Origin of the sequence: Moritella viscosa, from assembly GCF_900120065.1 — a bacterium.
In the GTDB taxonomy this organism is placed as follows: Bacteria; Pseudomonadota; Gammaproteobacteria; order Enterobacterales; family Moritellaceae; genus Moritella; species Moritella viscosa.
The window spans coordinates 14,096-29,479 of record NZ_FPLG01000090.1; the positions used below are offsets into that span (position 1 = coordinate 14,096).

Sequence of the window (15,384 nt, forward strand, 5' to 3'; positions counted from 1 at the left end):
AATTCGACAACTCACATCTAGATAACTAGATTGCGAGAGCGATATCTTTAACTCGATGACTCCCCTATCGGGAGTCTTGATGCCTGACCATTAATACTTTAACTCAAGGTTAAGGTAATAACATAATGATTCAGGTTCCTGCCTAAGCAAGTGGAACGTATTATACATGACCTCTTGCCATTAGCAAGAAAAAGATCAACATAACGAATTTAATCATTAAATCGACGTCATTAAGTCATAAAGTGTTGAATCATCATTTAGGATGCTCACACAGTTAACCGTTACCGTAATTTGTCGACACATTATATAGAGAGTAAAGATTAAGTTCAAGTTTCTTTACCAACATTATTGAAACCAAAAAAAGCACCCTGCTAGGGTGCTTTAGGTCATCTAAAATAAAATTAAGACGCAAGTTTTCCGATTTTACTTTATTGTTTGACTAACAACATTTAACTTAAACTCTAACGCAACTTCATCACACGCATGCTGACGTGGACAAATATCACAATCTTTCAATACTTTTTCTGGCAGCATTGATTTACTGGTTGAGCTAAAGCCCATCTTCATAAAGAACTCTGGCACACGTGTTAATACAAACACTTTTTTGATAGCCATCTGCTCAGCTTTACGCAACATGTATTCGACAACCGCTTTACCCTGCCCGCCACCTTGATAGCCAGGTTCGATGCCCAATGAACGGATCTCAGCAAGCCCAGTATCGTAAACATAGATAGACGCACAGCCTGTCACCTGATTATGTTTCTCAGTCACCGCAAAGGTACCTACCGCTTTTACTAGATCAGAGCGGTTACGCGGTAAATTCTCTCCAATATTCGCCCAATAATTTACCATACGTTCTATATCATCTAGATCCGTCAAACGAGCAGCTCGAATATTAATACCTGATGTATCACGTTCTTCTAAACGTTTTTCCGCATTAGTTAAGGCAAATTCTACCTGCACTGGGGATACTCCACCCTGTGCTTTACGTTTTGCTAACGTTTCATCAAGTGACAAGTGATGATAAACATCATTTTCAATCAGTTCATCGAACGCTTTAAATTCCGCTAAGCTTAATTCCTCTAATGGCACGCCCTTTTGGATTGCAGCAACAACAGCTTCACCTACAATATGGTGTGAATCACGGAAAGGTACACCTTTAGCAACAAGGTAATCAGCCAATTCAGTCGCGTTCGAATAACCACCTAGCGCTGCTTCTTTGGTTCTTTCTTCATTGATCTTCATACCTACCAGTGACATAGCTGCCATCTCTAGGCAATCACTCCAAGTATCAAGCGCATCAAACAAGCCTTCTTTATCTTCTTGCATATCTTTGTTATATGCCAATGGTAAGGCTTTGAGTGTCATCAGCATGGCACTCAAAGATCCAAATACACGGCCTGTTTTACCACGAATGAGTTCAAGTGCATCTGGGTTTTTCTTTTGTGGCATCAAAGAAGAGCCAGATGTCACCGCATCCGCCAACTCAATAAAGTTAGATTCACCCGAGTTGTAGAAAATCAAATCTTCTGCCAGACGCGATAAATGGATCATTGACATACTTGCCGTACTCATCAATTCCATTACATGGTCACGGTCAGAAACTGAATCGAGACTGTTTAGTGTCGCGCTAGCAAAACCAAGTGAATGTGCTAATTCAGTTCTATCCATTGGATAAGCGGTACCCGCAAGTGCTCCAGAACCTAATGGACAGGTATCAAGACGTTTTAAACAATCCGTTAAACGACTAAAATCACGTTCTAGCATTTCAACATAGGCTAAGCACCAATGTGAAAACGTCACTGGCTGTGCACGTTGTAAATGGGTGTAACCCGGCAGTACAGTATGTTGATGTTCACGTGCAAGCGATACCAGTTGCTGCTGCGTTTTATCCAGCTGCATTAGTAATTGCTCACCTTGCTGTTTACACCAAAGTTTTAGATCGGTTGCAACCTGATCATTACGACTGCGGCCTGTATGTAGCTTTTTACCCAGATCACCCACTTTAGCAATTAACTGCGTTTCCACCCAACTGTGAATGTCTTCAGCATCACTTTGCAGAATTTGTTCTGGGTTTTCTAATACCGTCAATTTAAGATCGTTTAACGCACCCTCAATCGCGAGTTGCTCATCTAAGGTTAAAATCCCCACACTAACCAAAGCTTTTGACCATGCCACTGAACCTGTGATGTCTTGTTCAGCTAAACGATAGTCAAACCGCAGTGAATCGTTAAATGTTTTAAATCTTGCATCAGCTGCTTGACTGAATCTACCGCCCCATAGTGCCATGGTTACATCCTTATTCTTTCTTATATTTTTATATTGGAAGTATGTATATTCGAAGTAGAGGGCGTTCAACACCCTCAAATAGCGTTACTTAGATGCTAAAGCTTTAATACGACTAGACAACGAATATAAGCGAATGAAACCTTCCGCATGGCTTTGGTCATAAACATTATCATCACCAAATGTAGCAAACTCTTCACTATAAAGACTATTTGGCGATTGTTTCTGCACAGCTTGCACTGAACCTTTATACATTTTCACGATCACTTCACCGTTCATTTCTTCTGCTAATGTACCTGCTGCAGCAAGCAATGACGCACATAAAGGGGTGAACCAGCGACCGTCATAAACAAGATGTGAGAATTCAGCGGCAACAGTATGTTTCCATTTACGTGTTGTTTTATCTAACACTAACTCTTCAATACCACGTAACGCTTCAACCATAACAGTACCACCTGGTGTTTCATAACAACCACGTGACTTCATACCGACTAAACGGTTTTCAACAATATCAACACGACCAACACCATGTGCAGCGGCTTTTTCATTTAGATACATCAGAGTTTGATACGGTGACATTGCTTCACCATTAACAGCGGTGATCTCACCTTTAACAACTGATAGCGTTAAAAATTCAGGTTTATTCGGTGCATCAATTGGATCAACAGTCATGGTCCAAACTTGTTTTGTTGGTTGATTCCATGGGTCTTCTAATTCGCCACCCTCATGGGAAATGTGCCAAGCATTAGCATCACGGCTGTAAATTTTAGTCGCTGATGCAGCAGTAGGAATGTCACGTTCAGCTAAGTATTCAAGTAGAGATTCACGGCTGGTTAAGTCCCAGATACGCCAAGGCGCAATCACCGTTAGTTCTGGTGCAAGTGCAGCAAAACAAGATTCAAAACGGATCTGATCATTACCTTTACCTGTACATCCATGACAAAGTGCATCAGCACCAACTTTACGGGCAATTTCAACTTGTGCTTTAGCAATGATTGGACGAGCCATTGACGTACCTAAAAGATAAGTACCTTCGTAAACGGCACCTGTCTTAAGCGTTGGGTAGATATAGTCAGAGACTAATTCATCCTTTAGATCAACGACGTAACATTCAGATGCACCCGAAGCCAATGCTTTAGCTTCAATGCCCTCAAGTTCTTCAGCACCCTGACCTACATCAGCAACAAACGCGACAATCTCACAATTGTCATAGTTTTCTTGTAACCAAGGTAAAATAACTGAAGTGTCTAAACCACCAGAATACGCTACTACTACTTTCTTAACTGTTTGTGTCATTTTCATTTTCCTTAATATGTTACTTCAGCAATGTCAGTAAAACTGCATTTTGGGCATGCATTCTATTTTCGGCTTGATCAAAAATTAGCGATTGTTCGCCATCCATCACTTCCGATGTTATCTCTAACTCACGATGAGCGGGCTGACAATGCAATACATGTTTAATTCCTGTGCGAATCAGTAATTCTTTGTTTATCTGATACGGCATGTATTTTTCTTTTACTTGTTCCAATGGAGTATCATCCCCCATAGAGACCCAAGTATCACCATAAATAACATCATAATCAACGATGTCATCAAGGTTATCTGTTACATTTATTTTACCACCGCTAATGTTAGCTAACTCCATGGCTTGCTTAACAATTTGAGCGTCAGGACTACTGCCTCGTGGACATACAGCTGTCACTTCAGCACCCAAGATAGCACCGGTTAGCATTAATGAATGCGTCACGTTATTACCTTCGCCGATATAGGCTAGTTTTACTTTCGAAACATCTTCATAGTGTTCCGAGATTGTTAAGAAATCAGCCAATGCTTGGCAAGGGTGATATAAATCGCAAAGTGAATTAACAACGGGTACGCTGCCATGCTCCACTAATCCTTCTAATGTTTTATGACTCATAACGCGGGCTACAATAGCATCCGCCCAACGAGAGATATTCGCAGCAAAGTCTTTTACTGTCTCACGCTCACCAATTGCACCATTTTGTGCATCAAGATAAACCGCATGACCACCTAATTTATGAATGCCGATATCAAATGTTACGCGTGTTCGTAGTGACTGCTTTTCATAAATGGTTACAACGCTTTTACCCGCTAATGCTTGTGAGTACTCTGCCGGATTGGCTTTCACTGCTTTAGCCAATGCTAATAAGTCAAGGATCTGTTGTTTACTTAAATCTTTAACTGATAATAAATTTTCCATGATCGAACTCCGTTAACTGATCAATATTAGCTAGAAACTTTCGTTCCCTCTGCTTCACCATTTAATAACGCCACTAACCGCTCAGGCACTTTCCAACTCGCTAATTTGATATCGCGATTTAAAGATGCTGCCGCCTTTAATGCCGCTTTCACTTTTACTTCCATACCGCCATGAATCACACCAGCAGTAATAAGTTCATCTGCATAGCTGCTGTTCATCTCAGTAATTAACTGCATATCCGCGTCTAAAATACCGGCCACATCAGATAACATGACTAAATCAGCATCAAGCGTTTCACAAATAGCCGTTGCAGCTTGATCTGCATTCACATTTAATAACTGTCCCTTTGCATCAATACCAATAGAACTAATAATCGGTAAAAAACCACTACTGAGTAACGCAGCTAATAATGTTGGGTCACCCGCTTCACACTCTCCGACAGCACCAAGTCCTGCTTTTGATTGTGTTACCGTTGAGATACCGCCATCAGCAAGACTTAAACCAACGACTTTAGCCCCCGACTTCAAACCCTGTGCCATTAATACTTTATTTGCCGTACCTGCTAACGCGCCGGTGATATAACCAATATCTGTAAATGGAGTAACACGTAAACCGTTCTTTTTCTCGCTAACGATATCCATCTTTGCTAGTAAATCGTCAACAAAGCAGCCACCGCCATGCACCAAAATAAGAGGACGTGACGATGCTGACTTATATTCACTCAACGCCGAAAACAACTGTTCAAGTGCCGTTTCGTTTTCAAGTAATGCGCCGCCAAGTTTTAATACTAATGGAGTTGTCACTGTTATATTCCTTATACTAATGACGTTGTCATCGCGAAACCAAAACGAATATTGATACACTGTATTGCTTGTGCAGCGGCACCTTTTAATAAGTTATCAATCGCAGAAACCACAATAAGGTCTTGCCCTTGTTGCTGCCACGCTAAATCACAATAAGCGGTTTTCTCAACTGCTTTAATACTTGGCCAGCCGCTTGGTAATAACCGCACCATAGGTTGATCTTGATACGCCTCTTGATAAGCTGCTGTCACTTGTTCTGGTGTAACACCAGCTGCAAGTTTGACGTTAATCGTTGCTAAGATTCCGCGTTTAAAACAGCCTAAGTGGGGTGTAAAAATAACGTCATGACCTAAATGTGAACTTATTTCAGGTTGATGACGATGGTTGAACACACCGTAAGGTGCATGGCTTACTTCGCAAAATGCTGAACCTAACGCCGCTTTACGACCTGCGCCACTCACGCCACTAACGGCATTAATGATTGGTTTTTGATCCTCTGCAATCAAGCCATGTTTAGCTAACGGTTTTAATGCTGATAACGATGCGGTTGGATAACAACCCGGCACCGCAATTAAGTTTGCTTCTGCAATATCAGCACTCGCCCATTCAGCTAAACCATAAACAGCACTCTTTAATTCTTTATCGAAGTTATGTTTAAAACCGTAATAATTTTCATAAAAAGCAGGGTCGTTAACTCTAAATGCACCGGACAAATCAAATACCACCGCATCCTGCGCTAAAAACTCAGCGGCAATATCATGGCTAACTTCATGTGCAGTTGCTAAAACAACAATATCAACATCGTCGCAAATATTTTTTATATTGCTAACAGCTAATGGTTCAATTGTTTGGTCAACAACACCTAATAAATGACCATATAATGAAGAAAATGATTTTCCTGCATCCAAACTGTGTTCTGAAACATACAAGCCTGCTAATTCAAGTTCTGGATGTTTAGTAATGTAATGGGCTAGCTCAGCACCGGTATACCCGGTAGCACCGACTAAAATTGTTTTTAACATGTTTGACTTCCGTGTTTGCTAAATTGTAAAACGACGGGCAACTTCGCCCTTTCCAATCGCACTTGCTTGCATAAATGAAGCTGTGCTAATGCATTTTAAATACTGTCTCGTCAAAACGATGAAAAACGATTCATTATCTAACCCATACGTTGTAAAGTAAGGATGATTAGAGAATAAAACAGATTACATTTTTATGCAACTTTATTGCATAAAAAAACAATCATTCATTACAGGATCGTAATATGCAATTACCCAAATTCACTGAACTTTATAAATCACTTATCCTAACACCTTCAATTAGTTCATTAGAAAAAGAGTTAGATATCAGTAATAAACCTATTATTGAGCTACTCGCTGGCTGGTTCACCGAACTTGGTTTTAGCATCAATATCACCAGCGTACCTGACACGAATGGTAAATTTAATCTAGTCGCGACCTATGGCAAAGGTGATGGTGGATTATTATTGGCTGGACACACAGATACCGTTCCGTTTGATGAAGGTTTATGGACCAAAGATCCGTTCCAATTAACTGAAAAAGACGATAAATGGTATGGCTTAGGTACGATTGATATGAAAGGTTTTTTTGCCTTTGTGCTCGAAGCATGTAAAAACATTGATTTAACTAAGTTAGATAAACCATTACGCATTCTTGCCACTGCTGATGAAGAGACCACGATGGCAGGAGCAAGAGCAATTGCGGCCGCGCAAAGTTTTCGACCTGATTATGCAGTCATTGGTGAGCCAACCGGTATGGTTCCCGTATTTATGCACAAAGGTCATATGTCAGAAGCAATACGTATTACCGGACGCAGCGGTCACTCTTCAGATCCCGCTAATGGAGTCAATGCCATTGAGATCATGCATCAAGTAACAGGGCAGTTATTGCAACTGCAACGTAAATTAAAAGAACAATATGCCTGCGATCATTTTGTTATTCCACAACCCACACTTAATTTTGGCCATGTACACGGTGGTGACAGCCCAAACCGCATCTGTGGCAGTTGTGAATTACACATCGACATGCGCCCTATTCCAGGCGTAAGTCCCGATGAACTGTTCATGCTGCTTAACCAAGCATTACTACCAATCCAAAAGCAATGGCCTGGTGCTGTAGATGTTTACCATCTGCATGAACCGATCCCAGCTTATGCGTGCGATGCTGATTCAACGTTGATTAAATTAGCTGAAAAACTCACAGGTGAAGACGTTATACCTGTGAATTATTGTACCGAAGCACCATTTATTCAACAACTTGGATGTGACACTATCGTCATGGGGCCAGGGAGTATTAATCAAGCCCATCAACCTGATGAATATTTAGATTTATCCGCAATTAAACCAACACAGGCGATTATCCAAAAACTGATTGAAGAAACATGTAAAAACTAACTAAAGAATTATCATTTTGTAGTAAAATTACACCCGATATCACAATTAATCGCATTAATTACACGATTTCATTGACGAATGTCACTAAATATAGTTATTTTACACACATAACGATAATAGTTGTTGCCGTATTACATCACTGAATTGAAGGATTATGTATGTCAGATAAATATGCAGCGTTACGAAGTAATGTCGGCTTATTGGGCCAAGTACTAGGGAATACAATCAAGGATCATCTTGGAGAAGAGTTCTTAGATAAGATTGAAACCATTCGTCAACTAGCAAAATCATCCCGTGCAGGTAATGATAAAGACCGTGCACAATTACTCACCGTACTGCGTAGCCTCTCTGATGATGAGCTATTACCAGTAGCGCGTGCATTTAGCCAATTCTTAAATCTGGCTAACATTGCTGAGCAGTTCCACACCACTTCACGTAATTGTGCAGATAACACTTGCGTGCCAGACTCTATCGATGAACTCTTTGCTAAACTAAATAACTCTGAAATCAGTGAAGAAGATGTACTTTCTGCGGTTAAAAACCTTAAGATCGATTTAGTACTGACTGCTCATCCAACTGAAATTACCCGTCGTACCCTAATCCATAAGCATGGCGCGATTAATAAATGCCTTAGCCAGTTAGAACTTACTGAATTAAGCAGCAAAGAACGTGATGTCTTCATGACGCGTATCGAACAATTGGTATCACAAGCTTGGCACACCAACGAGATCAGAACAGTACGCCCAACGCCTGTCGATGAAGCTAAATGGGGCTTTGCAGTAGTAGAAAATTCATTATGGGATGCAGTACCAAATTTCTTACGCAGTCTTGATAAACGCTTACAAGACCGCTTAGATTACCAATTACCTATTGACGCTTCACCCGTTAAATTTACCTCTTGGATGGGCGGAGATCGCGACGGTAATCCGTTTGTGACTTCAACGGTCACCGAAGAAGTACTATTAACCAGTCGCTGGATGGCGATTCACTTGTTCCTTAAAGATGTAAAGCATCTCACCAGTGAATTATCAATGAATGACTGTAATGACACATTACGTGCATTCGTCGGTGAAAGTCATGAACCATACCGTGTGTTACTGAAAAAGTTACGTAGTGAGTTAACAGAAACATTAGCGAGCTTAACTGCACAGTTAAAAGGCGAATACACAGAAAGCCGTGACATCATCACCACAACAGCACAGTTACGTGAGCCATTGTTAGCTTGCTATAACTCACTTAATGCCTGTGGTATGCGCGTTATTGCCCAAGGTGCATTACTCGATACTATTCGCCGCGTTGAATGTTTCGGTGTGAGTTTAGTAAAACTTGATATCCGCCAAGACAGTGATCGTCATACAGATGTGATCGCCGAAGTAACCCGTTACTTGGGTCTTGGAGACTACGCACAATGGAGCGAACAAGATAAACAAGCGTTCTTATTACAAGAGCTTAATAACAAGCGCCCCCTGATCCCACAATGCTGGCAACCGTCTGCTGATGTGAAAGAAGTACTTGATACTTGTCACACTGTGGCAAAACAAGATCCAGAAGCACTGGGCATTTACATCATTTCAATGGCACGTAAAGCCTCTGATGTATTAGCAGTGCAATTACTATTAAAAGAAACAGGTTGTCCATTCCGTCTACCTGTTGCGCCATTATTCGAAACATTAGACGATTTAAATAACGCAGGAACAGTAACAGCAAGTCTGTTAGCGATTGATTGGTATAAAAACTACATCAATGGTCATCAGTACATCATGATCGGTTATTCTGATTCTGCAAAAGATGCTGGTGTAATTGCCGCGTCTTGGGCGCAATATCGCTCGCAGGAAGCCTTAGTTAATATTTGTGAGCAAGAAGAAATTAAGCTGACTTTATTCCATGGACGTGGTGGTAGCATCGGTCGTGGTGGTGCGCCTGCACATGCAGCTTTATTATCACAACCTCCGGGGTCACTAAAAGGTGGTTTACGCGTAACAGAGCAAGGTGAAATGATCCGCTTTAAGTTTGGTCTTGCCAATGTTGCAGAACAAAGCTTAAACCTCTACACCAGTGCAATTTTAGAAGCTAATTTACTACCGCCGCCAGCACCAGAACAAGCTTGGCGTGATGCAATGGATCAAATGTCTGCGGATTCATGTGAAGAATATCGCTCATATATCCAGGGTCATGAAAAATTCGTACCTTATTTCCGCTCTGCAACGCCTGAGTTAGAATTAGGTAAACTGCCACTCGGTAGCCGTCCAGCAAAACGTAAACCAAACGGTGGTGTAGAAAGCTTACGTGCCATCCCTTGGATCTTTGCATGGACACAAAACCGCTTGATGTTACCCGCTTGGTTAGGTTGTACCGCAGCATTCAAAAACATGCTCGATTCAGGTCAGCGTGAGACACTGCAAGAAATGCAGCAACAATGGCCGTTCTTTAATACTCGTATTGAAATGTTCGAAATGGTATTTTTGAAAGCTGATGCTTGGTTAGCGGAATATTATGACCAATGTCTAGTGACTGAAGATTTATGGCATTTAGGTAAAGAACTACGTGCAAGTTTGGCATTAGCAACTGAATTGATCTTAGGTTTAACACCTGACACGCAATTACTTGATGCCCAACCTTGGAGTAAAAAGTCAATTGAGTTACGTAACCCGTATACAGATCCCCTGAACATCCTACAAGCAGAGCTATTAAGCCGCGCACGTAGCTGTGAAGAAGTGAATCCTGATATCGAACAAGCCTTAATGGTAAGTATCGCTGGTGTTGCAGCAGGTATGCGTAATACCGGTTAACTTTCAATTTAGTTATCAGCTAATGAGTAGATAATAAAATGCCGACATCATCGTCGGCATTTTTAATTCTCATATAAGCTCACAGCAGTATCGTTTACTACCTTGGACGTACACCCAGAGTATGACAAATAGCATACGTTAAATCAGCGCGGTTTAACGTATAGAAATGAAAGTCCTTCACCCCTTCGCGCGACAATACTTTCACTTGATCAATAGCGATACTTGCGCCAACCAGATTACGTGTAGCTTGATCATTATCTAAACCTTCAAACTGGCTGTGCATCCAATTAGGCACTTTTACATTGGTCAGTTTTGAAAACTTACATAAGGTTTTATAATTTGATACCGGTAAAATACCCGGCACGATCTCTTTATTAATACCGACTGCCGCACAACGGTCTCGGAAGCGTAAAAAACTCTCAGTATCAAAAAAGAACTGTGAAATAGCACGATCAGCACCGGCATCAATCTTATCTTTTAGCGCGAGCAAATCTGCTTGCGCATTTTTTGCTTCCGGGTGAACTTCTGGATAGGCAGCAACTGAAATATCAAAATCATTTACCTCTTTTAATAAAGCAACTAAGTCAGCCGCATACATATCAGGCTGATTCAATCCAGTTGGTAAATCACCACGTAAAGCCACGATATTACGAATACCGTTATCCCAATAATCCTTTGCAATCTGCTTTAATTCTTGGCGATTAGCGTCAATACAAGTGAGGTGTGGCGCAGCAACTAAACCCGTTTCATGCTTAATTTGTTTGATAATGTCATGAGTACGATCACGTGTACCGGAATTTGCACCGTATGTCACTGACACAAATTTAGGGTCTAACGCTTTGAGGCGATTAATCGATTCCCATAAGGTAGACGTCATTGCTTCAGAGTTTGGCGGGAAAAATTCAAATGAAACGTTAATATCACGTCCCAATTCAGAAACGCTTTGATTTAATACTTCAATATTTTGTGCATTGTGAAAACTCATACTCATATCCCTTAAGATGCTTAGACGTCCATACCGCTATACGTCTTAATAATCACAAGTTTGATGGATAAAGTCAACGCACATAATTCATCTTAAACATGAATTATATGCGCATTGGTTTTCGACAGGCGAAAATGTAAAAATTAACGTGCGAACAGCTTACATAATTGGAACAGGTCTGATTGAATAGCACCCGCAGTAACATCTCTACCAGCACCAGGACCTTGGATCACTAATGGGTTATGACGATACCAATGGCTATTAATTGAAAAAATATTATCGCACGGTAATAAGTTCGCAAATGGATGGGTTGGTTCTAAGAACTCTAACCCAACCTGCGCCCCTTCTTTGCGACTAAAACTAGCGACATAGCGTAATACTAAGCCCTGCTTTTTAGCTTTATTAAACATACGCAATATTTTTTCATCTAGTTCTTCGCAATGCTCTAGAAACTCATCAACTTTAAATTCCATTAGAGCTTTAGATACCAATGACTCTAATTTTATATCACTAAGCTCCATGTCATAACCCGCTTCACGGCTTAAGATAAGCAGTTTTCGCTGCACGTCCTTACCCGATAAATCTTCACGAGGGTCAGGTTCCGTTAGCCCTTGATGCCAAGCTTGTTCCACTAATTCCGAGAACGCAATTTCACCATTATATTGTTGAAACAACCAAGATAAGGTACCAGAGAAAATACCGCTAACAGCAGTCACTTGATCACCACTGTGTTGCAGCATCCCCATAGATGATTGGATCGGTAATCCAGCACCGACCGTGGCATTATATAACCAGTAGCTTTCATTATCACTAAAGCTTTGCTTAACCCGATTATAAAACTCACTACTCGCTGCGCCTGCGAATTTATTTGCGGAAATCAGGTGGAAACCATGTTGAGCAAATTCAGGATAATAATAGCTGATGGCTTCACTGGCCGTAATATCGATAATCACCAATTCATCAAACGGGTGCAGTGCGAGGTTAGATAATAACTGTTCCCAGACAAACGATTCAGGTTGAAAATTATCAAGTACTGTCACAGCATCCAGACCATTGAAATCTAATACCCCGCCCTGTGAACCATACACACCGCATAAGCACAGTTCGACATTTTGTTGCTCAGGTACTTTATGCATTTGCTCCGCAAACAAAGATAGCCAACCGGCACCGATATTTCCTTTACCAAACAGCACAACACCAATGCGCCTTGGCTGCTTAAATAACGCTGTATGCAGCTCTTTCAATAACGGCTCTAACACCACTTTCTGCAGAACGGCACTGATACTTAAATGGTTTTCACCTGTCTGTACAAATATCAGAGTGTGCTCTGAAATTAATTGATAAAACAGATGTGATTGCAAAGCATTATCCGTTACACCAGAACCCACTAACGCCACCATACAAAAACCACTTACATGCTCAACGGCCATTACGTTAGATTGTTGCTGTTTATATATTGCTAATGCAGCAAGTACAAACTCAACAATTTCAGCAGTATAACCTAATCTAACTATATGATCCGTCGGACGCCGTTTAATACAGATTGGTGATAGTTGCTGCTGCGCTAACAATGTAATTAACTGATTATATTGTTGTTGGTAATCAACAACATGATTAAACTCAACATCCACTAAATGCAAGTCATCAATCGAGGTAACAATTTTCGCCCCTTTACCTTTTGGTAAACGACGGTGGATCTGGGTTGAACCTTCATCAGGAGTATAACTGCAGCGTAACTGAACATGCTGTTTACTCTCGGCAACAGGTTGTAGTGTACGCGCATGTAATACGGGTGAACCTAAACGTGCTAGCTCAGCGGCTTCATCAAGTGATAACTTGGTTTGCAGTTCAGCATCTTTTACGCGACGAGGATCGGCACTAAATATCCCCGCAACATCACTCCAAATGGTGGTTTGCTCAGCATCCACTAACGCAGCTAACAATGTCGCAGAATAATCAGAGCCATTGCGCCCTAATGTCACAGTACGCTGTTGTGTATCAGCAGCAATAAAACCGGTCACAACAACGCGATTATTCAGCGTCGCTAAACACGATGCTAACTTGTGGCGAGACACAATTTCATCAACCACAGGTTGCGCAGCTAATTCAGTGGTTAAAAATAAGCGAGAATCTAAATCATTGGCTGGTAGCTCACTTTGACTCAGCAAAGCCGCTAATAATCGTGCAGACCACATCTCTCCATGCGCTAAAATTTGACTTTTAACATACACATCAAGGCTAGTTTCTAATAGATGGCCTATGGTATGAATATCATCTTGTAGTGCAGAAGTGAGTTGTGCACATAAGTCACCTTCTAATAGTTCTGCAATTAACTTAATTTGATACTCGCTCGTCGCAATAAGACGCTCCGACGCAGCTTGATCACCATCTTCGGCCAATTGTAATAACTCTAATAATTGGTTGGTGGTCTTACCCGCGGCAGAAACTACAATAAGATCGCGTGCTTTGGTGTGTTGACTAATGATCGTCAATACTCGACGATAACAGGTAGCATCAGCTAAACTACTGCCACCAAATTTATGAATACTGCGCTTAATTGCGTCCATGCGTTCTCCCGAACTTAATATCGAATTAATGTATTACCAGTAACTAAAAACATACACCATTAGCCTACAACAGGTCAATAGACGTCTAGAGCTCTTTACATACTGATTGCCAATAATCAAATTCAAAGGTAGACTTATTACTTATTCATAAATAATAATTTACGCAAAGGTCAAAAATGACGAAGTGGAACGGCGAGTATATTAGCCCCTATGCAGAACATGGGAAAAAGAGTGAGCAGGTTAAGAAAATTACTGTTTCAATTCCTTTGAAAGTATTGAAAGTACTGACAGATGAAAGAACTCGCCGTCAGATTAATAATCAACGCCATGCAACCAACAGTGAGTTATTGTGTGAGGCATTTTTACATGCTTACACAGGTCAACCGTTACCAGCGGACGAAGATTTAACAAAAGACAAACCAGACAGTATCCCTGAAGAAGCTCGAGCACAGATGTTAACACTCGGTATTAATATTGATGATTATTTAGAACAAGATGATTAATAGATAAATAGTAGCGAAGCAGTTATAAAAAAGGCACTCCTTTATGAAAGGAGTGCCTTTTTTGATTTCAACAGTCTGTATTCCAGATCTCAATGCAGTCTATTAATAAATTCAAAGCCAGAATATAGTAATTAAGCCCTAAAAACTAAAAGGTGCAGCACGGCCTCTTTTCTTTTCCACTTTTTTAGGCTCCGCCACTTTTGCTGTTTGCGTTTGTTTTTCTGCAGCTTTTTTCTTTTTCTTCTTTTCAGGCTGCTCCCAAGTATCCGCTGCAATACTTTCAACCACAGGCTTAGCAGCAGCAACTTCTTCTACGCTATTCTCTACAACCTGTAGATCAGATTCATCAGTTTCAACATCAGTGCTTGTCATTGCATCATTAGCAATGAAATCGTCTTCAGTCAGTTCATGTTCTGCCATGTATGCAGCCACAGAGTCTGACTCTAAAGCAGCCGGGTCAACAAATTCATCTTCAGGAAAATTTTCGCCATCATCAGTTTCCGCGTAATCAGCGTCATCATATGATGCCAACTCTTCAGCAGACATAACCTGATACGCTTCGCCATCAAAACCGATGATGTCACCAAACATAATTTTTTTACGTTTACGAGTTTCAACTTCACCGTTTACATACACATAACCGTTAGCAATATGGTTTTTTGCTTCACTGCCCGAGGTCACTAGGTTCTCAATTTTTAAAATTTTATATAATTCAATTGGTTCTTCAGAAACAACAACAGGGATGACTTCAATTTCGTATTCTTCAGACATGGAAACCTTAAATGTGGGCAATATAGCGGCTCTTTATACAAGTATA

Annotated in this window: 11 protein-coding genes; 3 read left to right on the plus strand and 8 right to left on the minus strand. The window is 40.8% G+C overall.

Going from position 1 to position 15,384, the window contains the following annotated elements; all coding sequences use genetic code 11:
* Positions 1-423 precede the first annotated feature (423 nt).
* The 5 genes from argH to argC form a co-directional block, all read right to left on the minus strand.
* Entirely contained in the window at positions 424-2,289 is a 1,866-nt protein-coding gene (argH, locus tag BT797_RS13065; RefSeq protein WP_045112219.1) for an argininosuccinate lyase, read from the minus strand.
* A gap of 84 nt (positions 2,290-2,373) precedes the next feature.
* The gene (locus tag BT797_RS13070; RefSeq protein WP_045112220.1) at positions 2,374-3,582 is read right to left on the minus strand and encodes an argininosuccinate synthase; all 1,209 of its coding nucleotides are present in this window, start codon (positions 3,580-3,582) and stop codon (positions 2,374-2,376) included.
* Between the two features lie 19 nt (positions 3,583-3,601).
* Positions 3,602-4,507: an ornithine carbamoyltransferase gene (locus tag BT797_RS13075; RefSeq protein WP_045112221.1), complete on the minus strand. Its 906-nt coding sequence runs from the start codon at positions 4,505-4,507 to the stop codon at positions 3,602-3,604.
* A gap of 26 nt (positions 4,508-4,533) precedes the next feature.
* Positions 4,534-5,310, minus strand: coding sequence for an acetylglutamate kinase (argB, locus tag BT797_RS13080; protein ID WP_045112222.1), 777 nt, complete (start codon positions 5,308-5,310; stop codon positions 4,534-4,536).
* Between the two features lie 11 nt (positions 5,311-5,321).
* Complete coding sequence (argC, locus tag BT797_RS13085; RefSeq protein ID WP_045112223.1) at positions 5,322-6,332, minus strand: N-acetyl-gamma-glutamyl-phosphate reductase; 1,011 nt, start codon at positions 6,330-6,332, stop codon at positions 5,322-5,324.
* Positions 6,333-6,574: 242 nt separating this feature from the next.
* Between argC and argE the strand changes: the two genes are divergently transcribed.
* Both argE and ppc read left to right on the plus strand, forming a co-directional pair.
* A complete protein-coding gene (argE, locus tag BT797_RS13090) occupies positions 6,575-7,723 on the plus strand; it encodes an acetylornithine deacetylase (protein WP_045112224.1) in 1,149 nt (382 codons plus the stop codon).
* Between the two features lie 158 nt (positions 7,724-7,881).
* On the plus strand, positions 7,882-10,512 hold the full coding sequence (gene ppc, locus BT797_RS13095) for a phosphoenolpyruvate carboxylase (RefSeq protein WP_045112225.1): 2,631 nt from the start codon (positions 7,882-7,884) through the stop codon (positions 10,510-10,512).
* A 97-nt stretch (positions 10,513-10,609) separates the two neighbouring features.
* Here the strand turns inward: ppc and metF are convergent, their stop codons facing one another.
* Together metF and BT797_RS13105 are read right to left on the minus strand one after the other, a co-directional pair.
* A complete protein-coding gene (gene metF / locus BT797_RS13100; RefSeq protein ID WP_045112226.1) occupies positions 10,610-11,497 on the minus strand; it encodes a methylenetetrahydrofolate reductase in 888 nt (295 codons plus the stop codon).
* A gap of 143 nt (positions 11,498-11,640) precedes the next feature.
* Positions 11,641-14,064 carry a bifunctional aspartate kinase/homoserine dehydrogenase II gene (locus BT797_RS13105; protein WP_045112227.1) on the minus strand — a complete coding sequence of 808 codons (2,424 nt, stop codon included), beginning with the start codon at positions 14,062-14,064 and terminating at the stop codon, positions 11,641-11,643.
* Between the two features lie 176 nt (positions 14,065-14,240).
* Between BT797_RS13105 and metJ the strand changes: the two genes are divergently transcribed.
* A complete protein-coding gene (gene metJ / locus BT797_RS13110; RefSeq protein WP_045112228.1) occupies positions 14,241-14,567 on the plus strand; it encodes a met regulon transcriptional regulator MetJ in 327 nt (108 codons plus the stop codon).
* Positions 14,568-14,705: 138 nt separating this feature from the next.
* Here metJ and BT797_RS13115 read toward each other — a convergent pair whose 3' ends face one another.
* Positions 14,706-15,338, minus strand: a complete 633-nt coding sequence (locus BT797_RS13115) for an RNA-binding S4 domain-containing protein (protein ID WP_045112229.1) — start codon at positions 15,336-15,338, stop codon at positions 14,706-14,708.
* Positions 15,339-15,384: the final 46 nt, after the last annotated feature.